At 40.6% G+C, this 24,525-nt stretch carries 21 protein-coding genes; all 21 read left to right on the top strand.

Annotated features, from left to right (window positions below):
• Nucleotide 1 precedes the first annotated feature (1 nt).
• The 21 genes from murC (at nucleotide 2) to GEZ84_RS07545 (ending at nucleotide 24,430) form a co-directional block, all read left to right on the top strand.
• A complete protein-coding gene (murC, locus tag GEZ84_RS07645; protein WP_153224090.1) occupies nucleotides 2-1,336 on the top strand; it encodes a UDP-N-acetylmuramate--L-alanine ligase in 1,335 nt (444 codons plus the stop codon).
• Between the two features lie 9 nt (nucleotides 1,337-1,345).
• Nucleotides 1,346-1,813, top strand: coding sequence for a GNAT family N-acetyltransferase (locus GEZ84_RS07640; RefSeq protein ID WP_153224089.1), 468 nt, complete (start codon nucleotides 1,346-1,348; stop codon nucleotides 1,811-1,813).
• The gene (locus GEZ84_RS07635; RefSeq protein ID WP_153224088.1) at nucleotides 1,810-2,304 is read left to right on the top strand and encodes a GNAT family N-acetyltransferase; all 495 of its coding nucleotides are present in this window, start codon (nucleotides 1,810-1,812) and stop codon (nucleotides 2,302-2,304) included. Before GEZ84_RS07640 ends, GEZ84_RS07635 begins: the two co-directional genes overlap by 4 nt.
• 79 nt (nucleotides 2,305-2,383) lie before the next feature.
• Nucleotides 2,384-4,024, top strand: a complete 1,641-nt coding sequence (mltG, locus tag GEZ84_RS07630; RefSeq protein ID WP_153224087.1) for an endolytic transglycosylase MltG — start codon at nucleotides 2,384-2,386, stop codon at nucleotides 4,022-4,024.
• A 60-nt stretch (nucleotides 4,025-4,084) separates the two neighbouring features.
• A complete protein-coding gene (greA, locus tag GEZ84_RS07625) occupies nucleotides 4,085-4,567 on the top strand; it encodes a transcription elongation factor GreA (protein WP_000818769.1) in 483 nt (160 codons plus the stop codon).
• Between the two features lie 72 nt (nucleotides 4,568-4,639).
• The gene (locus GEZ84_RS07620; RefSeq protein WP_194252047.1) at nucleotides 4,640-6,004 is read left to right on the top strand and encodes an amino acid permease; all 1,365 of its coding nucleotides are present in this window, start codon (nucleotides 4,640-4,642) and stop codon (nucleotides 6,002-6,004) included.
• Between the two features lie 100 nt (nucleotides 6,005-6,104).
• Nucleotides 6,105-6,515, top strand: coding sequence for a GNAT family N-acetyltransferase (locus GEZ84_RS07615; protein ID WP_153224086.1), 411 nt, complete (start codon nucleotides 6,105-6,107; stop codon nucleotides 6,513-6,515).
• A gap of 369 nt (nucleotides 6,516-6,884) precedes the next feature.
• The gene (locus tag GEZ84_RS07610; RefSeq protein ID WP_001107500.1) at nucleotides 6,885-7,094 is read left to right on the top strand and encodes a helix-turn-helix transcriptional regulator; all 210 of its coding nucleotides are present in this window, start codon (nucleotides 6,885-6,887) and stop codon (nucleotides 7,092-7,094) included.
• Complete coding sequence (locus GEZ84_RS07605) at nucleotides 7,084-7,572, top strand: DUF6773 family protein (protein WP_153224085.1); 489 nt, start codon at nucleotides 7,084-7,086, stop codon at nucleotides 7,570-7,572. The genes GEZ84_RS07610 and GEZ84_RS07605 overlap by 11 nt, the downstream gene beginning before the upstream one ends.
• Nucleotides 7,573-7,687: 115 nt before the next feature.
• Nucleotides 7,688-9,148 carry a nicotinate phosphoribosyltransferase gene (locus tag GEZ84_RS07600; protein WP_153224084.1) on the top strand — a complete coding sequence of 487 codons (1,461 nt, stop codon included), beginning with the start codon at nucleotides 7,688-7,690 and terminating at the stop codon, nucleotides 9,146-9,148.
• Nucleotides 9,145-9,969, top strand: a complete 825-nt coding sequence (gene nadE / locus GEZ84_RS07595; protein WP_153224083.1) for an ammonia-dependent NAD(+) synthetase — start codon at nucleotides 9,145-9,147, stop codon at nucleotides 9,967-9,969. The genes GEZ84_RS07600 and nadE overlap by 4 nt, the downstream gene beginning before the upstream one ends.
• 157 nt (nucleotides 9,970-10,126) lie before the next feature.
• Nucleotides 10,127-10,678 (top strand): GNAT family N-acetyltransferase, encoded by a 552-nt coding sequence (locus tag GEZ84_RS07590; protein ID WP_153224082.1) that lies wholly within the window; start codon nucleotides 10,127-10,129, stop codon nucleotides 10,676-10,678.
• Nucleotides 10,679-10,841: 163 nt separating this feature from the next.
• Nucleotides 10,842-11,543, top strand: coding sequence for a thiol-disulfide oxidoreductase-associated membrane protein CcdA2 (ccdA2, locus tag GEZ84_RS07585; protein ID WP_153224081.1), 702 nt, complete (start codon nucleotides 10,842-10,844; stop codon nucleotides 11,541-11,543).
• A gap of 19 nt (nucleotides 11,544-11,562) precedes the next feature.
• Entirely contained in the window at nucleotides 11,563-12,129 is a 567-nt protein-coding gene (locus GEZ84_RS07580) for a redoxin family protein (RefSeq protein WP_153224080.1), read from the top strand.
• A 10-nt stretch (nucleotides 12,130-12,139) separates the two neighbouring features.
• Nucleotides 12,140-13,252, top strand: coding sequence for a peptide-methionine (R)-S-oxide reductase MsrB (gene msrB / locus GEZ84_RS07575; RefSeq protein ID WP_153224079.1), 1,113 nt, complete (start codon nucleotides 12,140-12,142; stop codon nucleotides 13,250-13,252).
• Nucleotides 13,253-13,322: 70 nt separating this feature from the next.
• On the top strand, nucleotides 13,323-14,060 hold the full coding sequence (locus GEZ84_RS07570; protein ID WP_153224078.1) for a response regulator transcription factor: 738 nt from the start codon (nucleotides 13,323-13,325) through the stop codon (nucleotides 14,058-14,060).
• Entirely contained in the window at nucleotides 14,057-15,748 is a 1,692-nt protein-coding gene (locus GEZ84_RS07565; protein ID WP_153224077.1) for a cache domain-containing sensor histidine kinase, read from the top strand. Before GEZ84_RS07570 ends, GEZ84_RS07565 begins: the two co-directional genes overlap by 4 nt.
• Before the next feature lie 114 nt (nucleotides 15,749-15,862).
• Entirely contained in the window at nucleotides 15,863-16,426 is a 564-nt protein-coding gene (locus GEZ84_RS07560) for a TIGR01440 family protein (RefSeq protein ID WP_194252046.1), read from the top strand.
• A 2-nt stretch (nucleotides 16,427-16,428) separates the two neighbouring features.
• Complete coding sequence (locus tag GEZ84_RS07555) at nucleotides 16,429-22,026, top strand: ZmpA/ZmpB/ZmpC family metallo-endopeptidase (protein WP_153224075.1); 5,598 nt, start codon at nucleotides 16,429-16,431, stop codon at nucleotides 22,024-22,026.
• 73 nt (nucleotides 22,027-22,099) lie between these two features.
• Nucleotides 22,100-23,821 carry an aminodeoxychorismate synthase component I gene (gene pabB, locus GEZ84_RS07550; RefSeq protein ID WP_153224074.1) on the top strand — a complete coding sequence of 574 codons (1,722 nt, stop codon included), beginning with the start codon at nucleotides 22,100-22,102 and terminating at the stop codon, nucleotides 23,819-23,821.
• Entirely contained in the window at nucleotides 23,822-24,430 is a 609-nt protein-coding gene (locus GEZ84_RS07545) for an alpha/beta fold hydrolase (protein ID WP_153224073.1), read from the top strand.
• Nucleotides 24,431-24,525 lie beyond the last annotated feature (95 nt).

Here is a 24,525-nt window from a genome sequence, read left to right as displayed (position 1 = left end):
CATGTCAAAGACATATCATTTTATCGGAATTAAGGGATCAGGGATGAGTGCATTGGCCTTGATGTTGCACCAAATGGGACATAAGGTACAGGGATCAGATGTTGAAAAGTACTACTTTACTCAACGTGGTCTAGAGCAGGCAGGAATTACCATTCTGCCTTTTGATGAAAAGAATCTAGACGGTGATATGGAAATTATCGCTGGGAATGCCTTTCGTCCAGATAACAACGTCGAAATTGCTTATGCGGACCAAAATGGCATCAGCTACAAACGTTACCATGAGTTCCTAGGTAGCTTTATGCGCGACTTTGTTAGCATGGGAGTAGCTGGAGCGCATGGAAAAACTTCAACGACAGGTATGTTGTCTCATGTCTTGTCTCATATCACAGATACTAGCTTCTTAATCGGAGATGGGACAGGGCGTGGTTCAGCCAATGCCAAATATTTTGTCTTTGAATCTGACGAATATGAGCGTCACTTCATGCCTTACCATCCAGAATACTCTATTATTACCAATATTGACTTTGACCATCCAGACTATTTCACAAGTCTAGAGGATGTTTTCAATGCCTTTAACGACTATGCTAAACAAATTACCAAGGGTCTTTTTGTCTATGGTGAAGATGCAGAGTTGCGTAAAATTACGTCTGATGCACCAATTTATTACTATGGTTTTAAAGCAGAAGGTAATGACTTTGTAGCTAGCGATCTTCTTCGTTCAACAACTGGTTCAACCTTCACAGTTCATTTCCGTGGACAAGAGTTGGGTCAATTCCATATTCCAACCTTTGGTCGTCACAATATTATGAATGCGACAGCCGTTATTGGTCTTCTTTACACAGCAGGATTTGATTTGAACTTGGTGCGTGAACACTTGAAAACATTTGCAGGTGTTAAGCGTCGTTTCACTGAGAAAATTGTTAATGACACAGTGATTATTGATGACTTTGCCCACCATCCAACAGAAATTATTGCGACCTTGGATGCGGCTCGTCAGAAATACCCAAGCAAGGAAATCGTAGCAGTCTTCCAACCTCATACCTTTACTAGAACTATTGCCTTATTAGACGAATTTGCCCACGCTTTGAACCAAGCGGATGCTGTTTATCTAGCACAAATTTATGGATCTGCTCGTGAAGTGGATCATGGCGATGTTAAGGTAGAAGACCTAGCCAATAAAATCAACAAAAAACACCAAGTTATTACTGTTGAAAATGTTTCGCCACTCCTAGACCATGATAATGCTGTTTATGTCTTTATGGGTGCAGGAGACATCCAAACCTATGAATACTCATTTGAGCGACTCTTGTCTAACTTGACAAGCAATGTTCAATAGGATTTTCCCATGGAAATTCCAATTAAGATTATTCAGGCAAGTAAGTCGGATTTAGTTGAGATAGAGGCACTGCAGACCTCATCTTTTCCAGCTGAAAAGCAGCTGACTTCCCATATTTTAGAAGAAAGTATCCGTAAGTCTGCGGATACCTTTCTTCTAGCTAGGGATGAAAATCAGCTTCTGGGCTATGTTCTAGGTGGTCCTTACCCACACAATCCGCAATGTCTAGAAGTACATTCTTTAGTCATTGATACTGATCATCAGAGACAGGGCTTGGGAACGCTTCTTCTTGCGGCTTTAAAAGAGGTGGCTGTTGAGCAGGATTACAAAGGGATTCGTTTGAAGAGTCCTGATGAGCTACTTTCCTATTTTGAAATGAATGGTTTTATTGATGAAGAAGAAGCAACTGCGTTTTATGCAGCTAGTCAAGGTTTTAGTATGATTTGGTTTAATCCTTTTTATCTGGAGGCACAATGAAAATCAGGAAAGCAAGATTAGAAGATTTAGATCGTATTGTTGAGATTGAACTAGAAAATTTTTCTGCTGAAGAAGCCATTCCTCGCTCTGTTTTTGAAGCACATTTGCGAGAAATTCAGACCTCGTTTCTGGTTGCAGAAAAAGAGGGCAGAATCATGGGGTATATAGAAGGTCCAGTTGGACCACACCGCCATTTGCGGGATCAGTCTTTTACAGAAGAGATAGAAGATTATAGTCATGAGCCTGGTGGTTATATCTCTGTAACCTGTCTTTCCATTACCAAGGAGGCGCAGGGCATAGGACTGGGTCAGAAATTACTAACAGCCTTGAAAGGACTGGCTCTTGAACACGAAAGAGAAGGTATTAACCTAACCTGTCATGACTATCTCATTGCCTACTATGAAAAGCATGGATTTGTCAACGAAGGCTTGTCCCAGTCAACCTTTGCAGGAGAAACCTGGTATGATATGGTCTGGGAAGCTAAAAAATAAGCTAGAAAAGCATGCTAGGTTGCTTTTCTTTCGTTTTTAAGATATAATATTATGGATTGTCAACGAGGAGGATAAACTTTTGAGTGAAAAGCCAAGAGAAGACGAAAAATTAAGCTTTAAAGAGCAGATTTTACGTGATTTAGAACGTGTCAAAAAATCTGAAGAAGATCAGGAGGAAGTTAATTTAGCTTCAATAAAACCCCAACTTTCTTCTAAAAATGACCAGTCGATAGAAGAGCTAATGGAAGATTCTCTATCAGCTGTAGAGGAGATTATGAGAAAAGCTCCTACCGTGCCTACCCACCCAAGTCAAGATGCTCCAGCAGTTCCTAGTCATCCAAGTCAAGAAGTTCCTGCTTCACCAGTAGATGAGAGTGTACCAAGACCAGAACCTGTTATTCCTAGAAAAGTAGAAAAGGAATTTAATGAAATCCCAACGAGGGTAGCTGTTTCTTATAAGACAGAAGGTCAGAGAGAGATGAAAAGAGAAGTTCCTGCTTCAAAACCAGTAGTGGAAAAGAAAGTTGTAGAAGGGATGTCTGAAACTCCACGTCGTAGTCGTCGTGAGACGGTTAAACCTGTTAAGAAGAAAAAATCACATTTGAAAGCCTTCTTCATTTCTCTATTGATTTTCCTTGCCTTGATTTCGGCAGGTGGTTACTTCGGTTACCAGTATGTTCAATCATCTTTATTACCTGTGGACGTGAATTCTAAGGAATATGTAACGGTTCAAATCCCAGAAGGAGCCAATGTCCAAGAGATTGGATCAACTCTTGAACATTCTGGTGTGATTAAACATGGAGTGATTTTTGCTTTCTATGCAAAATATAAGAATTATTCAGATTTGAAGGCTGGATATTACAATTTGCAAAAGAGCATGAGTACAGAGGATATCATCAAGGAACTACAAAAAGGTGGTACAGCTGAACCTCAAGAACCGTCACTTGCAGATTTGACTATTCCAGAGGGATATACAATTGAGCAAATCGCCCAAGCTGTAGGTCAATTAAAAGGTGAATTTAAAGAGCCTTTAACTGCGGATGCTTTCTTGGCTAAAGTTCAAGATGACAACTTTATCAGTCAAGAAGTTGCTAAATATCCAAACCTACTCGAAAGCTTACCGACAAAAGAAAGTGGAGCTCGTTACCGTTTGGAGGGTTATCTTTTCCCAGCGACATACTCTATCAAAGAAAGCACAACTATTGAAAGCTTAATTGATGAGATGTTGGCAGCTATGGATAAGACCTTGACTCCGCACTATAGTGCAATTAAGTCTAAAAACTTGACAGTCAATGAATTACTAACTATTGCTTCACTCGTAGAAAAAGAAGGTGCTAAGACTGAAGACCGTAAGTTGATTGCAGGTGTTTTCTACAATCGCTTGAACCTTGGTATGCCCCTTCAAAGTAATATTGCAATCTTGTATGCCCAAGGCAAACTCGGTCAAAATATTAGCCTAGCAGACGATGCTGGAATTGATACATCAATTAATTCACCATACAATGTTTATACAAAATCTGGTTTGATGCCTGGTCCAGTGGATAGTCCAAGTCAGGACGCGATTGAAGCAAGTATCAACCAAACCAAGAGTGAGAACCTCTACTTTGTAGCCAATGTTACAGATGGAAAAGTCTATTACGCAGCTAATCAGGAAGAACATGATCGCAATGTAGCTGAACACGTCAATAGCAAGCTTACTCAAAATAGTAGTTCAAACTAAGACAACAAACATGAGAATCTCAGATAGAGATTCAATACTATCGAAAGAAAGTTGAGAAAAATGGCAGAAAAAACATATCCTATGACCCTTGAGGAAAAGGAAAAACTTGAAAAAGAATTAGAAGAATTGAAATTGGTCCGCCGCCCAGAAGTGGTAGAACGCATTAAGATTGCTCGTTCATACGGTGACCTTTCTGAAAATAGTGAGTATGAAGCGGCTAAGGATGAACAAGCCTTTGTCGAAGGACAAATCTCTAGCTTGGAAACAAAAATCCGCTATGCTGAAATCGTCAATAGCGACTCAGTTGCCCAAGACGAAGTAGCGATTGGTAAAACAGTTACTATCCAAGAAATTGGTGAGGACGAAGAAGAAGTTTATATTATCGTAGGTTCAGCAGGTGCGGATGCCTTTGCAGGTAAGGTTTCAAATGAAAGTCCGATTGGACAAGCCTTGATTGGTAAGAAAACAGGTGATACAGCAACTGTTGAAACACCTGTGGGTAGCTATGATGTAAAAATCTTAAAGGTTGAAAAAACAGCCTAATGATTAAAGGGAGTAGAAGGAGGGAAACGCCCTACTTGCTCCCTTTTAGGTTTAAAAAGAATTGGAGACTATATGAGTTCAAAGAAGAAAAAAAACAAGATGGAGCGTGGTCTGACCAATCGTCACGTGCAGGTTATGGCCATTGCTGGAACAATCGGAACAGGACTCTTTTTGGGTGCAGGTCGCTCTATCAGCCTAACAGGTCCTTCCATTGTACTGATTTATATGATTACTGGAGCTTTCATGTTCCTTATGATGAGAGCAGTTGGGGAAATGCTCTATCAAGATCCTGAGCAACATACCTTTATCAACTTTATCACGCGCCATTTGGGTAAGGGCTGGGGTTATTTCTCGGTTTGGTCCTACTGGCTATCCGTTGTCTTTATCGGTATGGCGGAAATCACAGCCATCTCTCACTATGTTCAGTTTTGGTTTCCTAGCTGGCCAAGTTGGATGATTGAGATTGGATTTTTGACCATTCTAGCCTTGGTCAATCTGATTGCGGTGAAGCTCTTTGGGGAAGTTGAGTTTTGGTTTGCTATGGTCAAGATTGTGGCTATTTTAGCCATGATTGCTACAGGAGTCTTTATGGTCTTGACAGGCTTTAAGACACCTCATGGAGCAGCAAGTTTGGCTAATATTGCTGACAATTTCTCCCTCTTCCCAAATGGTGGAGTGAACTTTGTCATGGCTTTCCAGATGGTCTTCTTTGCCTACCTCATGATTGAGTTTATCGGGGTAACGACTTCTGAAACTAAAAATCCACGTCAGGTCTTGCCAAAAGCTGTTAAGGAAATTCCTTTGCGTATCGCCTTTTTCTACGGTGGTGCCCTCTTAGCCATCATGGCTATCATTCCCTGGCGTGAACTTGCATCGGCTGATTCTCCTTTTGTTACAGTATTTGAATTAGCAGGTATCAAGTGGGCAGCAGCCTTGATTAACTTCGTCGTTTTGACGTCAGCAGCATCTGCTCTCAACTCAACCCTTTACTCAACAGGTCGTCATTTATACCAGATTGCCCATGATTCGCCAAATCCATTCTTAAAGGCTATTAAGGCAGATACTCTTTCTCGCCACAATGTGCCACAAAATGCCATCATCGCCTCAGCAATCTTGATTGCCCTAGCAGCCTTTATTAATGTCTTGCCAGGAGTTTCCGATGCCTTTGCCTTGATTACAGCATCATCATCAGGTGTTTATATTGCCATTTATATCTTGATTATGGTGGCTCACCTTAAATACCGCAAGTCACCAGACTTTATGGTGGATGGCTACCTCATGCCCCACTATCGTTTCTTAAATCCTTTAACCATGCTCTTCTTTGCCTTTGTCTTTGTAACCCTCTTTTTACAAGAGTCTACATTTGTCGGAGCAATTGGATCAGCTATCTGGATTATCGGTTTCGGGATTTATAGCCAGTGGAAATTTAGAAAATAGATTAAGGACTCATCAACTCAGGTTGGTGAGTTTTTGCTAGTTTGACAGTCTATTGAAATAAGACTATAATCAAGCTGTAACAATGTTTGAGGAGGTTTAGATGTACTTTAGATTGGAAAATAAGGAATCCCAGAAAGCACAAGAAATTGGGAATTTGATTCGTGCTTATAATCGTTCAAAAAGAGAAGAAGCTGAAAGTGAGCCACTGAATCTTTATGTTGAAGATGAAATGGGCAATCTTATGGCGGGCTTGGTAGCTGAGACTTTCGGAAATTGGCTAGAAATCGAGTATTTGTTTGTGAAAGAGGAATTGCGAGGGCAAGGAATCGGTTCAAAACTATTGCAGCAAGTAGAAACTGAAGCTAAGAATCGAAACTGTCGTTTTGCTTTTGTCAATACTTACCAGTTCCAGGCGCCAGATTTTTATAAAAGGTATGGCTACAAGGAAGTCTTTAGGTTACAAGACTATCCCTACATTGGGAAAAGATATTATTACCAAAAAGATTTGTGAGGAGAATACAAAATCATAAAGTAAAGAGGGGGCTTTACATAAGTATGGAGGTGGACTGATGGATATAAGTAGCTATCGATAAGTAGCGGTTATAATCTACAAATTGTGTCTTTCTAGATGATATGGAGGACAATACAATTGCAGCTGAGAAATTGGGAATCAAGTCTTATCAGGTTAAGAAAAGAAGTGATGTCGTCGATATTTTGAAATCCTATATTTAAACTCCAAACTCTCTATCTTTTTGTGGTAGAGAGTTTTTTGTTAATAAAATTTTACAAAATGACAGTTATATATTGCATAAAGTTAGATATATGATATAATGTTGTTAAAAAGAAGCGCAACTTTTTAAAAAATAGAAGGAGGACGCAGGTGGCTAAAAATTTAAAATTAAAATTAGCTCGTGTAGAGCTTGATTTAACTCAAGGTCAACTGGCAGAGGCTGTCGGGGTGACGCGCCAGACTATTGGTTTGATAGAGGCGGGAAAATACAATCCCAGTCTTTCGCTCTGTCAGTCCATTTGCAGATGTCTAGGGAAAACCCTAGACCAACTATTTTGGGAGGAAGAAGATGGTAAATAAATTCATTCATTATCAATTACTTGACGAAAGAGAAGAACAACTAATCAATAAAGCTGGGGCAGAATCCTTTACCCTCTTCATTGGACTTGTACTTCTAAGCTATTTGGTGGCAGTGTTGGCTCCATCTCTTTTTAATCCGAATTTTCTAGTCTATACTCTGATAGTAGGAATTTTCTTCTTTTTCAATCGTGCCCGTTATCTGGGAGTGACCTACTATAGTCGTTTTCATTTTACGATTTTGGGTTGTTTTTTCCTAACCTTGGCTATTACGGCTCTTTTGATGTTACAGAATTATCAATTCAACATAGAAATTTATCAGCACAATCCTTTGAATGTTAAATACCTCTCTGCTTGGCTCATTACTTATGTTATTTACCTTCCCTGGGTCTTTATTGGCAATCTTGGTCTGAAGAGCTATGGTGAATGGGCGCAGAAAAAGTTTGAACAAGATATGGATGAACTAGAGAGTGGAGAATAGCTTGTTACTCTTTTCTCAATCCAGCTAAAATGTGATATAATAGTACTAATTTATTGGAATACATGAAAGTTTTTGAAAATTTTCATGGGTTTCTAGCTAAGGAAGTAGGAAAAGTATGTATCCAGATGATAGTTTGACATTGCACACGGACTTGTACCAGATTAACATGATGCAGGTTTACTTTGACCAAGGGATTCACAATAAAAAGGCGGTCTTTGAGGTTTATTTCCGCCAACAGCCTTTTAAGAACGGATATGCGGTTTTTGCTGGTTTGGAAAGAATTGTGAACTATCTTGAAGACTTGCGTTTTTCAGATAGTGATATTGCATATTTGGAGTCGCTTGGTTATCATGGGGCATTCTTGGACTACCTTCGCAATTTCAAGTTGGAGTTGACCGTTCGTTCTGCCCAAGAAGGGGACTTGGTTTTTGCTAATGAACCGATTGTGCAGGTGGAAGGCCCTCTAGCCCAATGTCAATTGGTCGAAACGGCTCTTTTGAACATCGTCAACTACCAGACCTTGGTGGCGACTAAGGCAGCTCGTATTCGTTCAGTCATTGAAGATGAACCCTTGATGGAGTTTGGGACACGTCGGGCGCAAGAAATGGATGCAGCTATCTGGGGAACACGCGCAGCGGTGATTGGTGGCGCCAATGGAACTAGCAACGTGCGTGCTGGTAAACTCTTTGACATTCCTGTCTTGGGAACCCATGCCCATGCCTTGGTACAGGTTTATGGCAATGACTATGAGGCTTTCAAGGCTTATGCTGCGACTCACAAAAATTGTGTCTTTCTTGTGGATACCTATGACACCCTTCGCATTGGGGTGCCAGCTGCCATTCAAGTGGCGCGTGAGCTGGGTGACCAGATTAACTTTATGGGTGTGCGGATTGATTCTGGGGATATTGCCTACATTTCCAAGAAAGTCCGTCAGCAACTGGATGAGGCTGGATTTACAGAGGCTAAGATTTATGCTTCAAATGATTTGGATGAGAATACTATCCTCAACCTCAAGATGCAAAAGGCTAAGATTGATGTCTGGGGTGTGGGTACAAAGCTGATTACAGCCTATGACCAGCCAGCTCTTGGGGCAGTTTATAAGATTGTTGCCATTGAAGATGAAAATGACCAGATGCGTAATACCATCAAGCTGTCTAATAATGCGGAAAAAGTGTCTACGCCAGGTAAGAAGCAGGTGTGGCGCATTACCAGTCGTGAAAAAGGCAAGTCAGAAGGCGACTACATCACTTATGACGGTGTGGATGTGAGCGACATGACTGAAATCAAGATGTTCCATCCGACCTATACCTACATCAAGAAGACCGTTCGTAATTTTGATGCTGTTCCTCTCTTGGTGGATATTTTCAAAGACGGAAAATTGATTTACAACCTACCTAGCTTGACTGAGATTCAGGCTTATGCTCGTAAGGAATTTGACAAGCTTTGGGATGAGTACAAGCGTGTGCTCAATCCGCAGCACTACCCAGTAGATTTGGCGCGTGATGTATGGCAAGATAAGATGGACTTGATTGATAAGATGCGCAAGGAAGCCCTCGGTGAAGGAGAAGAAGAATGAGTTTACAAGAAACGATTATCCAAGAACTGGGTGTGAAACCAGTGATTGATGCCCAGGAAGAAATCCGTCGTTCGATTGATTTCTTAAAAAGATACCTGAAAAAACATCTCTTCCTAAAGACCTTTGTACTAGGGATTTCTGGGGGACAAGACTCAACCTTAGCAGGTCGATTGGCCCAATTAGCTATGGAAGAACTGCGAGCAGAGACAGGAGATGACAGCTACAAATTTATCGCTGTCCGTCTGCCATACGGAGTACAAGCCGATGAAGCAGATGCTCAAAAAGCCTTAGCATTTATCCAGCCAGATGTCAGTTTAGTGGTGAATATCAAGGAATCTGCTGACGCCATGACAGCAGCAGTTGAAGCAACAGGAAGCCCTGTTTCAGACTTCAACAAGGGGAATATCAAGGCACGTTGCCGTATGATTGCCCAATATGCCCTTGCTGGTGCCCATAGCGGAGCGGTCATTGGAACAGACCATGCTGCGGAAAATATCACAGGTTTCTTTACCAAGTTTGGTGACGGTGGTGCGGATATTCTCCCTCTTTACCGCCTCAATAAACGTCAAGGAAAACAACTCTTGCAGGAACTTGGCGCAGACCCAGCCCTTTATGAAAAAATCCCAACAGCAGACCTAGAAGAAGACAAACCAGGCCTAGCTGATGAAGTCGCACTTGGAGTCACCTATGAAGAGATTGACGACTACCTAGAAGGCAAAATAATCAGCCCAGAAGCTCAAGCGACTATTGAAAACTGGTGGCATAAAGGCCAACACAAACGCCACCTACCCATCACCGTATTTGATGACTTTTGGGAGTGAAAACCTCCAGTGGAGGTTTTCAGCCTCTCACCTTGAAATAAGAAAGTGAGAGAAGGTCCGGGGGACCTTTTTAACTTATTACCTTGAGATTCAAAAGTAAAACAAGCTTTAATGGAGATTGGACAGAGAATCATCTATCAGAAAGTGAGATAGCGTCATGAAATCTATTGCTACACAAATATTACAGACAGATCGTTTAATCTTGCGAAGATTTGTGGAAAGTGATGCAGAAGCCATGTTTCAGAATTGGGCTTCATCCGCTGAGAATCTAACCTACGTCACTTGGGAACCTCATCCTGATGTCGAGGTGACTCGAAATTCGATTCGTAATTGGGTTGTCTCCTATACAAATCCCAACTATTACAAATGGGCCATTTGTCTCAAAGAAAACCCGGAGCAGGTGATAGGAGATATCAGCATCGTTGCAATAGATGAGAACAATTCTTCTTGTGAAATTGGTTATGTGTTAGGCAAGAAATACTGGGGTCATGGTATGATGACAGAGGCCTTGAAAGCTGTCTTGGACTTTTGTTTTACTCAAGCAGGTTTTCAAGATGTCAGAGCACGATATGCTAGTCTCAATCCAGCTTCAGGTCGTGTCATGGAGAAGGCTGGAATGTCCTATCTAAAGACTATTACCAATGGTGTAGAGAGAAAAGGCTATCTTGCGGATCTTATTTATTATGGTATAAGTAGGGAAGAATGTTGAATTCTATTTTCTGTTTCTATCGAAGTCAGACTTTGTCTGGCTTTTTTTGCAATATTTTTTATATAACCTGATTAAATTCCTATTTTTCCCTATCATTGTCCCTGTTTTTTCGAAAATGGAAGGAGTATAATAAATCTATCAATAAAATAATAGGAGGAACTTTATGGGTCATATTTTCTTTTTAAGTGTCTTTTTAGCAGGGATTTTATCCTTCTTTTCTCCTTGTATCTTACCCTTGTTACCAGTCTATGCAGGGGTGTTACTAGATGATAAAGATGGTGCTCAGGTTTCTAGTGGCAAATTTTCCATCTCAGTTGTTAGTTTATTGAGAACGCTGGCCTTTATAGCAGGGATTTCCTTTATCTTTATTTTACTAGGCTATGGAGCTGGTTTTTTAGGCGATTTGCTTTATGCATCTTGGTTTCAATATGTGACGGGTGCGGTTATCATTCTCTTAGGCTTGCACCAGATGGAGGTATTGCATTTTAAGGGGCTCTACAAGGAAATAAGACTACAATTACAGGGGCAAAAGGGTAAGGGCTATAGTCAGGCATTTTTACTGGGGTTGACTTTTAGTTTTGCTTGGACGCCTTGTGTAGGGCCGGTTCTTGGTTCTGTTTTGGCCTTGGCGGCTTCAGGTGGCTCAGGTGCTTGGCAGGGAGCTGGTCTCATGTTGGTTTACACGCTGGGTTTGGCGCTACCATTCTTGGTTCTAGCCCTAGCCTCCAGCTATGTTTTGAAACATTTCCGAAAACTCCATCCTTATCTTGGAACCCTCAAAAAAGTGGGTGGTTTCCTTATTATTGTGATGGGACTCTTGGTTCTGTTTGGAAATGTTTCAATTTTAAGTCAGTTATTTGAATGAAATGGAAAGGAATATCAGTATGAAAAAATGGCAAACATGTGTTCTTGGAGCAGGTTCGCTCCTTTGTTTGACGGCTTGTTCAGGCAAGTCCATGACCAGTGAACACCAAATGAAAGATGAGATGAAGATGGAGCAGACAGCTAGTAAAACAAGCACGGCTAAAGAGAAAGAGGTGGCTGATTTTGAGCTAACTGGAGTAGATGGCAAGACCTACCGCTTGTCTGATTACAAGGGCAAGAAAGTCTATCTCAAATTCTGGGCTTCTTGGTGTTCTATCTGCTTAGCTAGCCTTCCTGATACGGATGAAATTGCTAAGGATGCTGGTGATGATTATGTGGTCTTGACAGTGGTGTCTCCTGGTCACAAGGGAGAACAAGCTGAAGCGGACTTTAAGAATTGGTACAAGGGATTAGATTATAAAAATTTCCCAGTCCTAGTTGACCCATCAGGAAAACTTTTGGAAACTTATGGCGTCCGTGCTTACCCAACTCAAGCCTTTATAGATGGTGAGGGAAAATTGGTCAAAACGCAACCAGGTTTTATGGAAAAAGATGCGATTTTGCAAACTTTGAAGGAATTAGCCTAGGAGGTGTCCTATGAATGATAAGTTAAAAATCATCTTGTTACTAGGAGTATTTTTCCTAGCCATAAGCGGTTTCTATTTTCTATTGATGCGAAATGCAGGGCAGACAGATAGCTCGCAAATTGAGAAAGCGTCAGTTAGCCAGGGAGGAAAAACAGTGAAAAAAACAGAAGTGAGTAAAGATGCAGACTTGCACGAAATTTATCTAGCTGGGGGGTGTTTCTGGGGAGTGGAGGAATACTTCTCACGCGTGCCTGGAGTGACAGATGCCGTTTCAGGCTATGCAAATGGTAAAGGGGAAACAACAAAGTACGAATTGATTAACCAAACAGGTCATGCGGAAACTGTCCATGTCACTTATGATGCCAAGCAAATTTCCCTCAAGGAAATCCTGCTTCATTACTTCCGCATTATCAATCCAACCAGCAAAAATAAACAAGGAAATGATGTGGGAACCCAGTACCGTACGGGTGTTTATTACACAGATGACAAGGATTTAGAGGTGATTAACCAAGTCTTTGATGAGGTGGCTAAGAAATACGATCAACCTCTAGCAGTTGAAAAGGAAGCCTTGAAGAATTTTGTAGTGGCAGAGGATTACCACCAAGACTATCTAAAGAAAAATCCAAATGGCTACTGCCATATCAATGTTAATCAGGCGGCCTACCCCGTCATTGATGCCAGCAAATATCCTAAGCCAAGTGATGAAGAATTGAAAAAGACCCTGTCACCTGAGGAGTATGCAGTTACCCAGAAAAATCAAACAGAACGGGCTTTTTCAAACCGCTACTGGGATAAATTTGAATCTGGTATCTATGTGGATGTAGCAACTGGCGAACCCCTCTTTTCATCAAAGGACAAGTTTGAGTCTGGTTGTGGTTGGCCTAGTTTCACCCAACCTATCAGTCCAGATGTTGCCACCTACAAGGAAGATAAGTCCTACAATATGACACGCATGGAAGTGAGAAGCCGAGTGGGAGATTCTCATCTGGGCCATGTCTTTACGGACGGTCCTCAGGACAAGGGTGGCTTGCGCTACTGTATCAATAGTCTCTCTATTCGATTTATTCCCAAAGACCAAATGGAAGAAAAAGGCTACGCTTATTTACTAGATTATGTTGATTAAGAGGGCTTTCCTAAGCAGTTAGAGGAGAATTTTGCTATACTGATAATAGTAAGTGATAAAGGAGAGAAGCATGACCTATACAATCTTAATCGTAGAAGATGAATATCTGGTAAGACAAGGCTTGACTAAGCTGGTCAATGTAGCCGCCTACGATATGGAAATCATCGGTCAGGCTGAAAATGGAAGGCAGGCTTGGGAATTGATACAAAAGCAGGTTCCGGATATCATTTTAACCGATATCAACATGCCCCAGCTAAATGGTATCCAGTTGGCAAGTCTGGTCCGAGAAACCTATCCTCAGGTTCATCTAGTTTTTTTGACAGGCTACGATGATTTTGATTATGCCTTGTCTGCTGTCAAACTCGGTGTGGACGACTACCTGCTCAAACCCTTTTCTCGTCGGGATATTGAGGAAATGTTGGGGAAAATCAAGCAAAAACTAGACAAGGAAGAGAAAGAAGAGCAGTTACAAGATTTATTGACCGATAAGTTTGAGGGAAATATGGCCCAGAAAATCCAGTCCCATCTGGCCGATAGCCAGTTTAGTTTAAAGTCTTTGGCCAGTGACTTGGGCTTTAGTCCGACTTATCTGAGTTCTTTGATTAAGAAAGAGTTGGGCCTGCCTTTTCAGGATTATCTGGTGAGAGAACGTGTCAAACAAGCCAAGCTCTTACTTTTAACTACAGACCTGAAGATTTACGAGATAGCAGAAAAGGTTGGCTTTGAAGATATGAACTACTTTACCCAACGCTTTAAACAGATTGCGGGTGTGACGCCTCGTCAGTTTAAGAAGGGGGAAGGTCGATGAAACGTTCTTCTCTCCTAGTCAGAATGGTTATTTCCATCTTTCTGGTCTTTCTCATTCTCCTAGCTGTGGTGGGGACTTTCTACTATCAATCTAGTTCCTCGGCCATTGAGGCTAGCATTGAGAGCAATAGTCAAACGACTATCAGTCAGACTAGCCACTTTATCCATTCTTATATCAAAAAATTAGAAACCACCTCGACCAGTTTGACCGAGCAGACGGAAGTCCTAGCCTATGCTGAGAATCCAAGTCAAGACAAGGTCAAGGGAATTCGAGATCTATTTTTGACTATCTTGAAGGCAGACCAGGACTTGAAAGCTGTTGTGCTGGTGACCAAATCAGGTCAGGTCATTTCTACAGATGACAGTGTGCAGATGAAAACCTCCTTAGATATGATGTCTGAGGACTGGTACCAAAAGGCCATTCATCAGGGAGCCATGCCCGTTTTGACTCCAGCTCATAAATCAGATAGTCAATGGGTTATTTCTGTCACTCAGGAACTTCTTGATGCAAAGGGAGCCAATCTGGGTGTTCTTCGCTTGGATATTTCCTATGAAACTCTGGAAGCCTATCTCAATCAACTCCAGTTGGGTCAGCAGGGCTTTGCCTTTATCATCAATGAAAACCATGAATTTGTCTACCATCCTAAACATACAGTCTATAGCTCAGTTAGCGAAATGGAGGCCATGAAACCCTATATTGAGACAGGGCAGGGCTATACGCTCGACCACCAATCCTACGTCAGTCAGGAAAAGATTGCAGGAACTGATTGGACGGTGCTTGGCGTGTCATCACTGGAAAAGTTAGACCAGGTTCGGAGTCAACTCTTGTGGACCTTGCTTGGGGCTAGTGTCACATCTCTTCTTGCCTGTCTCTGCTTGGTGTGGTTCAGTCTTAAACGCTGGATTGCCCCTTTGAAGGATTTGAGAGAAACCATGCTGGAAATTGCTTCTGGTGCTCAAAATCTGCGTGCCAAGGAGGTTGGTGCTTATGAACTGAGAGAAGTGACTCGCCAGTTCAATGCCATGTTGGATCAGGTTGATCACCTGATGGTAGCTATTCGCAAGCAGGAAGAAACAACCCGTCAGTACCAACTTCAAGCCTTGTCAAGCCAGATTAATCCGCATTTCCTCTATAACACCTTGGATACCATCATCTGGATGGCTGAATTTCAGGATAGTCAGAGAGTGGTTCAGGTGACCAAGTCCTTGGCAACCTATTTCCGCTTGGCTCTCAATCAGGGGAAGGATTTGATTTGCCTGTCTGACGAAATCAATCATGTCCGCCAGTATCTCTTTATCCAGAAACAACGTTATGGAGATAAGCTGGAATACGAAATTGCTGAAAATCCGGCCTTTGATAAGCTAGTCTTGCCTAAGCTGGTGTTGCAACCCCTTGTAGAGAATGCTCTTTACCATGGCATTAAGGAAAAAGAAGGTCAGGGACATATTAAACTTTCTGTCCAGAAACAGGATTCAGGCTTGGTCATCCGTATTGAGGATGATGGCGTTGGCTTCCAAGATGTTGGTGATAGTAGTCAAAGTCAACTCAAACGTGGGGGAGTTGGTCTTCAAAATGTTGACCAACGGCTCAAACTTCATTTTGGAGAAGATTACCATATGAAGATCGATTCTGCCCCTTTAAAAGGTACGACGGTTAAAATATGCATAAATAGAATAGAAACTAGCTAACTCCCAGTCAATTCTGGGAGTTTTATGCAGGTTGGAGTAAGGTTTTCAGGTTGTCTATCTTGCTAAAAAGTAGAAAAAACGATATGATAGATAATGACAAAAGAGGTATCAAGTATGAAGGAAAAAGACATTCAAAGAGAAACAAGCCAGATTGTAAAAGATATATTAGAAAAGGCTAATTTGAAGCAAGGATCTATCTTTGTTTTGGGGCTTTCTTCTAGTGAAGTGATAGGTGGTCAGATTGGCAAGGAATCTAGCCAAGAAATTGGCGAAATCATTGTGAAGACCATCCTAGATATCCTAGAAGAAAAAGGGATTCATCTAGCTGTTCAAGGTTGTGAACATGTCAATCGGGCCCTCGTTGTTGAACGTCAGGTTGCAGAGCAGTTTGGTCTGGAAATCGTCAGTGTCCTTCCTACCCTTCATGCAGGAGGTTCAGGTCAGTTGGCAGCCTTCAAGTTTATGCAGGATCCAGTTGAGGTTGAATTTATCAAGGCTCATGCTGGATTGGACATCGGAGACACTGCAATTGGCATGCATGTCAAGCATGTTCAGGTTCCGATTCGCCCTCTTTTGAGAGAAATTGGGCATGCCCATGTAACGGCTCTTGCAAGTCGTCCAAAATTAATTGGAGGTGCGCGTGCGCACTACCCGCAAGATTCTATTAGAAAGTCATAAGAATGAGAAAAACAAAACAACAACTAGAAAAAATCACCAAATATTCGATTCGTAAGCTAACTGTTGGGGTAGGTCCTGTAGCCATCGGGGCCTTCCTTTTTGGTGCTGGTACCCTTTCAGTAGACAAGGTTCAAGCCAATGAAGTCGGTGGTGCTCATAACGTTCATTATCGTTATTTAGCGGAGCAGGAATTGACCGAGTCTGAAAAAGCCCTGATTCATCATGAGGTTCCAACAGAATTTCAAGATGAAGATATTATTTATGTAGTTTATCGCAAGAAGGCGACTAACAGTCAACAACTTCCTTACACAGGAAGTAAGGAGCTTGCTTTGGCAGGTCTTGGCTTGGCAACGGCCTCGATAGCGGTTTTATTAGTTTCCAAGAAACACCGTAGTAAAGTACTTGGGGTTCTGTTAATCAGTTCTATTGGAGTCAGCAATTTTGTACCTTTTACTGCCTTTGCATTTGAGAATAAAGAATTGCTTTCTTATAACCAAACTATTTCAGCCTCTACACATGAAGGCTTGGCTGAAGGTGTTATTTATATCGAAGGATATGAGTATGTTGGTTACTTTAAAGAATCAAAGTCTAAGACCAATACAAGCAGTAAAAAAGGTGAGTCGTTAGTTCAAGAGTCACAAGCAGAATATACTGGCAAGGTTGAAGCCAAAGGCACGCAGGAACCAGGCAAAGAGGGTGAATCCTTAGTTCAAGATCCACAAGCAGAATATTCAGGGAAAATTGAAGCCAAAGGCACGCAGGAACCAGGCAAAGAGGGCGAATCGTTAGTTCAAGAGTCACAAGCAGAATATTCAGGGAAAATTGAAGCCAAAGGCACGCAGGAACCAGGTAAAGAGGGCGAATCGTTAGTTCAAGATCCACAAGCAGAATATTCAGGGAAAATTGAAGCCAAAGGCACGCAGGAACCAGGTAAAGAGGGCGAATCGTTAGTTCAAGATCCACAAGCAGAATATTCAGGGAAAATTGAAGCCAAAGGCACTCAAGAAACTGGTAAAGAGGGCGAATCTTTAGTTCAAGAAAAGTTACCTGAATATAAAGTAACTGAGGGAGCGGTTACGAAAGAAACTACTACTGAGATTGACTATAAGACAGAAATTATCGAGGATCCAACCAAATATACGGATGAAGAAACTGTAGTTCAAGATGGAGAAAAGGGTAGTCAAATTACCAAAACGACTTATAAGACTCTCGACGGTGTTGAGACTGATCAAGTTTTAAATACAACAACCACTGTCATCAAAGAACCAGTCACTAAAAAAATAAGTCGTGGGACAAAACCAATTGAAGGAACTCTGGTAGAAGAAAGTCTTGAAAAGATTCCATTTAAGGAAGTTGTTAAAGAAGATGACCAACTGAAAAAAGGTGAAAGAGTTACTGTCCAAGAAGGAAAAGATGGACAGAAAAAAGTTACCAAGACTTACAAAACTATCAAAGGTTTAAAAACTGAAGAAGCACCGAAAATTGTGGAACAGGTTCTGGAGTTAGACCAAGATCATATCGTTAAATTAGGAACTAAAAACTTTGAAAAACCAATCTTAACTTTGTCACTTGTTGATGTTCAAGATTTGAAACGATCATCTCAAATCCGTTATAATTTGGAAAATCCAAGTAAGGCAGCCATTAAATCTATCACCCTAACTCTGAAAAAAGGTGATGAGATTGTGAAGACATTGAATGTTTCACCAGAAGATCTAACAGTTTCTTTGACAGACTTACAATACTACAAAGATTATAAACTTGAAACGAAGATGGTTTATGACCGTGGTGAGGGCGATGAGGAAGAAGTTCTGAAGGAAGAGCCGCTAAGAATTGACCTCAAAAAAGTTGAAATCAAGAACATCAAAGAAACAAGCTTGATGAGTGTGGACGCTGACGGTAATGAAACAGACACTAGTTTACTGACAGAAAAACCAGCTGATCTTGCTCCACTCTACCTACGAGTTACAACTCACGACAACAAAGTTACAAGACTGGCTGTTGATAAGATTGAAGAAGTAGAAAAAGACGGAAAAACTTTATACAAAATTACTGCAACAGCTCCTGATTTAGTTCAACACACAGATGCTTCTAAATTGGCAAACGAGTATGTTCATTACTTCGAAAAACAAAAAGCACACGATGGTGATGTATATTATAGCTTTAACGACCTAGTAACGGCTATGAAAGCTAATCCAAGTGGTACCTTTAAACTTGGTGCAGATTTGAATGCAGCAAATGTACCAACTCCGAATAAACAATATGTACCTGGTAAATTCAGCGGAACTTTAACAAGTGTCGATGGAAAACAATATACAATTCACAATATGGCTCGTCAGTTATTTGATAATGTTGAAGGCGCTACAATTAATAACATTAACTTAGGTAATGTTAATATTAATATGCCTTGGATTGAAAATATTTCAGCACTATCAAGAGTAGCTAAAAACGCTACGGTTGAAAATGTCAAGGTAACTGGTAGCATCCTTGGTAAAGATGGTATTGCAGGTATTGTAAACAAAGTGGATGTTGGTGGTTTATTACAAAATGTTGCCTTTGTTGGTAAACTTGCTGGTGTCGGCGATAAAGGCTGGGATATGGGTGGTATTTCTGGAGAAGTTTGGAAAGGGAATATTAAAAAAGCCTATGTTGATGCTGATATTGTAGCCAATAAAGCTCGTATTGGTGGTCTTGTTGCTAGAACAGATAATGGTTACGATGGAAATGGGGTTAATAAATACGCATTTACTAGTCAATCTGTCGTTAAAGGAACTATTAAGGTGAAAACTCCTGTTGAAGTTGGTGGTTTCATTAGTAAAAACTATCCATGGGGTCGAGTTCTTGATACTGTTACAATGATGAAAGTTGAGAATGGTGAGGAATTCTATGGTTCTAAAGATCTTGTTGATGATGACGGCTACTTTACAAATAATTGGATAGATAGAAACTATGTTGTTACAGGTGTGAGTGAAGGGAAACGTTCATTCAAATATTCTCGTAGTAAACGAATCCAAGAAATCAGCTTAGAAGAAGCAAACAAGAAAATAGAGTCATTCGGAATTACAGCCGATAAATTCGAAATTGCTCCACTTGTGGAAGATAGACTGAACCAAGTGAAACCAAAATCTGACACCTACAAAGCTACTCAAGATTACGATGCTTCTCGTGAGCTTGCTTACCGTAATATTGAAAAACTTCAACCGTTCTACAACAAAGAATGGATTGTAAATCAAGGTAATAAGATTCCTGCAGGTTCTAAATTACTAACTACTGAAGTTTTATCTGTTACAGGTATGAAAGATGGACAATTTGTGACCGACTTATCAGATGCTGATCACATTATGATTCATTACGCTGATAAGACGAAAGAAATTAAAGCTATTACACAAAAAGAATCTAAGGTTCAACAAGTTCGTGAATATAGTATTGAAGGATTAGGTGATATTGTCTATACACCAAATATGGTTGTTAAAGATAGGACACAATTGATCAGCGATATCAAAGCTAAATTAGCTTCTGTTGAACTTGATTCAGATGAAGTTCGTAAGATTAATAACAATCCTAAGATGTTATACATGGAAGAAAGCTTCAAAGAAGTAAAAGATAATCTTGATGCTTTAGTTAAAGCTTTAGTTGAAAATGAAGATCACCAACTGAATACTGACGAAGCAGCTAAACGTGCATTGATTAAAAAAGTTGAAGACAATAAAGCTAAAATCATGTTAGCTCTTGCTTACTTAAACCAATACTATGGAATTAAGTACGACGGATTAAACATCAAGAATATGATGACCTTCAAACCGGATTTCTACGGTAAGAATGTTAACGTCCTAGATAGATTAATCAGCTTCTCGTCAAATGCTAACAACCTAAAAGGTGATCAATCACATGATGCATTCAACAGAGCCCTTGCAAGTGCTACTGGTAAAGCTAACTTACATGAATTCCTGAAGTACAACATGGAATTATTCACTAGTGAAACAGATATGAATACTTGGTTCAAGAACAACATTGCAGATAACGCTTATGTTGTTGAGAAACAATCATCAAATCCTGATTTTGCGAATAAGAAACATAAATTATATGAAGTAATTAATAATGGACATCACGGACGTTATATTCTACCACTTCTGAATCTGAAGAAAGCGCATATGATCTTAATTACAACCTATAATACCATTGCCTTTAGTTCATTTGAGAAATACGGTAAGAACACAGCAGAAGAACGTGAAGCGTTCAAGAAGCAAGTTGATTTACGTGCGCAAGAACAAATCAATTATTTAGACTTCTGGTCAAGACTTGCTGCAGATAATGTACGAAATAATCTTCTTAAGAGTGAAAATATGGTACCATCTGCCATTTGGGATAACCATGATGTACCAGGTTTGGGATGGGTTGACCGTATGGGACATACGAAGAAAGGCGATTTTGCTCCAATTCGTGAATTCTATGGTCCGACTGATAAGTGGCACGGATACAATGGAATGGGTGCATACGCTTATATCTTCCAAAATCCACAACCACAAGAGGCTGTATATTACATCATCTCTAGCATGATTAGTGATTTTGGTACATCTGCATTCACTCACGAAACAACTCACATCAATGACCGTATGGCCTACTTAGGAACATGGCGTCACCGTGAAGGAACAGACGTTGAAGCCTTCGCTCAAGGTATGTTACAATCACCATCAGTTTCAAATCCAAATGGAGAATATGGTGCCTTAGGATTAAACATGGCTTACGAACGTCAAAATGATGGAAATCAAATTTACAACTATAATCCAAATGTGTTAAATAGTCGTGAGAAAATCGATCACTACATGAAGAATTACAATGAATCCATGATGATGCTTGATTACTTAGAAGCTGAGTCTGTCATCAAGAAAAATACTGGAACAAATGATAAGTGGTTCAAGAAGATCGATAAGAAATATCGTGAAAAAGCGGATCGCAATGGCTTAGTTGGTGAACCACATCAATGGGATTTAGTTCGTGATTTGAATGATGACGAAAAGAATACGAAACTGACAAGTATTGATCAACTGGTTGATGGAAACTTTGCAACGAAACATGGATTGCCAGGAAATGGTCATTACCGTACTGAAGGATTTGATTCTGCTTATACTGTAGTAAATATGATGACAGGTATTTATGGTGGTAATACAAGTAAGAGTGCGGTTGGTTCAATCTCATTCAAACATAATACCTTCCGTATGTGGGGTTACTTCGGTTATCTAGACGGGTTCATAGGTTATGCATCAAACAAATACAAACAAGAATCTAAAGCAGCTGGAAATAAGGGTCTTGGTGATGACTTTATTATTAATAAAGTTTCTAACGGCAAATTCCAAAGCTTAGAAGCATGGAAGAAAGCATGGTATCATGAAGTACATGAAAAAGCTCAAAGAGGTTTTGTTGAAATTGAAATCGATGGTCAAAAGATTTCAACTTACGCACAACTTCAGACCTTATTTGATGCCGCGGTCGAAAAAGACCTTCAAGGAAATGATTTCAAGAATACTGTAGATCTTAAATGGAAGGTTTACAAACAACTCTTACAGAAATCAGATGGATTTGCAGGAAATCTTTTTAAAGTATAGATTGTATTAAATAGATGAGTAAAAAGGTAGATTAAGTTTTTCTTGATTTACCTTTTTATGCTATACTTAAGCTATGCATAGAAAAACAGTGATTGATTTTAGGACTTTGGGGGAGAGATACACCTTTACCCAACCTATCAAAGAGTTAAAAACGAGAAATGTAGCGGAAGTAACAGCCTTATTGGCACAAGTGGAAAGCTATCAAGAGCAAGGCTATTATGTGGTTGGTTATGTTAGCTATGAGGCAGCACCAGCTTTTGAGGAGAAGTTTGCAGTTCACAAAACTCCTCTACTGGGCGAGTACTTGCTTTACTTTACTGTTCATGATAGCGTAGAAACATCCCCTATTCCTCTGACTTATGATGAGGTTGATTTGCCTTCTGATTGGCAGGAAGTAACATCTGCAGCAAACTATGAAAAGGCTATTGCTCAGATTCATCATCATCTACGTCAGGGTGATACCTACCAGGTCAACTACACTGTCCAACTCAAGCAAGACTTAAGTGCCAATCCTTTTGCCATATACAATCGCATGGTGGTAGAACAGGAGGCGGGCTACAATGCCTATGTTGAACATGACGACATGGCAGTGATTTCCATGAGCCCAGAACTCTTTTTTGAGCAGAATGACCGTGAGTTGACAACGCGACCAATGAAGGGAACGACTCAGCGTGGGGTAACTGACCAAGAAGATTTAGAACAGGCTAGCTGGTTGGAGCAGGATCCCAAAAATCGCTCTGAAAATATGATGATTGTGGATCTCTTGCGCAACGATATGAACCGTATTTCTGAAGTGGGAAGTGAACATGTGGAGCGTTTGTGTCAAGTGGAGCAGTATTCGACTGTCTGGCAGATGACCTCGACCATCAAGAGTTGGTTGAGAGCAGATGTTGACCTTGTTGAAATCTTTCGCTCTCTCTTTCCTTGTGGATCCATCACAGGAGCTCCGAAAATTGCGACTATGGGAATCATTAAGGACTTGGAGCCTCAACCGCGCGGAGTCTACTGTGGAACGATTGGTCTCTTGCTTCCAAATGGACGACGGATTTTTAATGTCGCTATTCGGACCATTCAACTGCATAGAGAAAAAGCCATCTATGGAGTGGGTGGTGGCATTACTTGGGATAGCACTTGGGAATCTGAGTACCGAGAGGTTCATCAAAAGGCGGCAGTTCTTTATCGTAAACAAGCTCGCTTCCAACTGATTACTACAGGGGAAATCAGCCAGAAAAGCTTACTGTTTGAAAATCAACATATAGAAAGGTTGACAAAGGCAAGTCGTTATTTTTCCTATCCTTTTGATGCAGAATACTTGAAACAAAAGATAGAGGAAGAGTGTCGATCTTGTGACATTAATCAAGATTACCGCTTGCGAATTTCTCTCAGCAAATCTGGAAAGATAGAAGTCGATCGTCAAATATTAACACCTCTTAGTCCAAGTTTTTGTCAGACCCAACTCTGCCTTCAGGAAGCCAATTTGCAACAAGCCTTTACCTACTTCAAAACGACTCACCGACCGCATTTGAGTTTAGGGGAACAAGAGAAGATTTACCATAATACAAAAGGAGAATTGCTTGAAACCTCTATCGGAAATTTGGTTCTGAAAATTGCTGGGAAACTTTACACGCCACCTATCCGACTTGGAATCTTGCCAGGAATTTATCGTCAGCATTTGTTAGAAACAGGTCAGGTAGAAGAGAAAGTTTTGACCTTGGCAGACTTAGCACAAGCTGAAGCTATTTACGGCTGTAATGCAGTGAGAGGTTTGTATGAGTTATCAATGAGGGAGAACTAAATGAAACTAATATTTTTACATGGACTAGGTCAGTCAGCGGAGAGTTGGAAAGAAGTGCAAGAGTTGCTTGTAGATTATCCCTCTGAAGCCCTTGACTTATTCCCTACTGGAGTTACTAGCTATAGAAAAGCCAAGGAACACGTTTATCAGGACTTATCAAAGGAGACAGAACCTTTTGTTCTAATCGGTTTGTCCTTAGGAGCTGCACTTGCATTAGAGCTGTCAAGTTACGATTTGCCAAATCTTCAGGCCTTGGTTTTATCAGGTTGTCCATTGAAGCTAGCGGGCAATATCCCTTTTTACATTCAGTTGCTGATATTTAAATTGCTTCCTAAGAGGATATTTGAGAAACAGGGAGCAGATAAATCGCTTCTGGTTGGAGTTTCTGAGGAATTAAAAACACTTGATTTAAGGGAGATTGCAAAGACTTGTCCCTATCCAACTTTGTTAATTTGTGGTAGTCAGGATAAGCCAAATCTTAGTTCAATGAAAGCTATTCAAGAACTGATGTCAAATTCCCAGTTCCAGATCATCCCTGACTGTCCTCATGTTCTGAATAGAGCAAAACCAAAAGAGTTGGTAAATTTCCAAACTAAGTTCCACCGCTAGTAGAAGTGGAAGTTAGTCTGATAAAAATCGTAAAAACCAGTGGAAATCCGTTTCAGGGTAAGTTCCACTGGTTTTACTAATGCTTGATTTCATCG

The sequence above is a fragment of the Streptococcus mitis genome, from assembly GCF_009496155.1.
In the GTDB taxonomy this organism is placed as follows: Bacteria; Bacillota; Bacilli; order Lactobacillales; family Streptococcaceae; genus Streptococcus; species Streptococcus mitis_BQ.
This window is presented reverse-complemented; position numbering and strand designations above follow the sequence as displayed.

What these genes read in the sequence shown, in the direction of transcription:
- murC (WP_153224090.1), top strand. Translation starts at nt 2, where the DNA reads ATGTCAAAGACATATCATTTTATCGGAATTAAGGGATCAGGGATGAGT.
- GEZ84_RS07620 (WP_194252047.1), top strand. Translation starts at nt 4,640, where the DNA reads ATGAGTTCAAAGAAGAAAAAAAACAAGATGGAGCGTGGTCTGACCAAT.
- GEZ84_RS07615 (WP_153224086.1), top strand. Translation starts at nt 6,105, where the DNA reads ATGTACTTTAGATTGGAAAATAAGGAATCCCAGAAAGCACAAGAAATT.
- GEZ84_RS07600 (WP_153224084.1), top strand. Translation starts at nt 7,688, where the DNA reads ATGTATCCAGATGATAGTTTGACATTGCACACGGACTTGTACCAGATT.
- GEZ84_RS07565 (WP_153224077.1), top strand. Translation starts at nt 14,057, where the DNA reads ATGAAACGTTCTTCTCTCCTAGTCAGAATGGTTATTTCCATCTTTCTG.
- nadE (WP_153224083.1), top strand. Translation starts at nt 9,145, where the DNA reads ATGAGTTTACAAGAAACGATTATCCAAGAACTGGGTGTGAAACCAGTG.
- GEZ84_RS07605 (WP_153224085.1), top strand. Translation starts at nt 7,084, where the DNA reads ATGGTAAATAAATTCATTCATTATCAATTACTTGACGAAAGAGAAGAA.
- GEZ84_RS07555 (WP_153224075.1), top strand. Translation starts at nt 16,429, where the DNA reads ATGAGAAAAACAAAACAACAACTAGAAAAAATCACCAAATATTCGATT.
- msrB (WP_153224079.1), top strand. Translation starts at nt 12,140, where the DNA reads ATGAATGATAAGTTAAAAATCATCTTGTTACTAGGAGTATTTTTCCTA.
- GEZ84_RS07590 (WP_153224082.1), top strand. Translation starts at nt 10,127, where the DNA reads ATGAAATCTATTGCTACACAAATATTACAGACAGATCGTTTAATCTTG.
- GEZ84_RS07640 (WP_153224089.1), top strand. Translation starts at nt 1,346, where the DNA reads ATGGAAATTCCAATTAAGATTATTCAGGCAAGTAAGTCGGATTTAGTT.
- pabB (WP_153224074.1), top strand. Translation starts at nt 22,100, where the DNA reads ATGCATAGAAAAACAGTGATTGATTTTAGGACTTTGGGGGAGAGATAC.
- GEZ84_RS07560 (WP_194252046.1), top strand. Translation starts at nt 15,863, where the DNA reads ATGAAGGAAAAAGACATTCAAAGAGAAACAAGCCAGATTGTAAAAGAT.
- GEZ84_RS07635 (WP_153224088.1), top strand. Translation starts at nt 1,810, where the DNA reads ATGAAAATCAGGAAAGCAAGATTAGAAGATTTAGATCGTATTGTTGAG.
- GEZ84_RS07580 (WP_153224080.1), top strand. Translation starts at nt 11,563, where the DNA reads ATGAAAAAATGGCAAACATGTGTTCTTGGAGCAGGTTCGCTCCTTTGT.
- ccdA2 (WP_153224081.1), top strand. Translation starts at nt 10,842, where the DNA reads ATGGGTCATATTTTCTTTTTAAGTGTCTTTTTAGCAGGGATTTTATCC.
- GEZ84_RS07570 (WP_153224078.1), top strand. Translation starts at nt 13,323, where the DNA reads ATGACCTATACAATCTTAATCGTAGAAGATGAATATCTGGTAAGACAA.
- GEZ84_RS07545 (WP_153224073.1), top strand. Translation starts at nt 23,822, where the DNA reads ATGAAACTAATATTTTTACATGGACTAGGTCAGTCAGCGGAGAGTTGG.
- greA (WP_000818769.1), top strand. Translation starts at nt 4,085, where the DNA reads ATGGCAGAAAAAACATATCCTATGACCCTTGAGGAAAAGGAAAAACTT.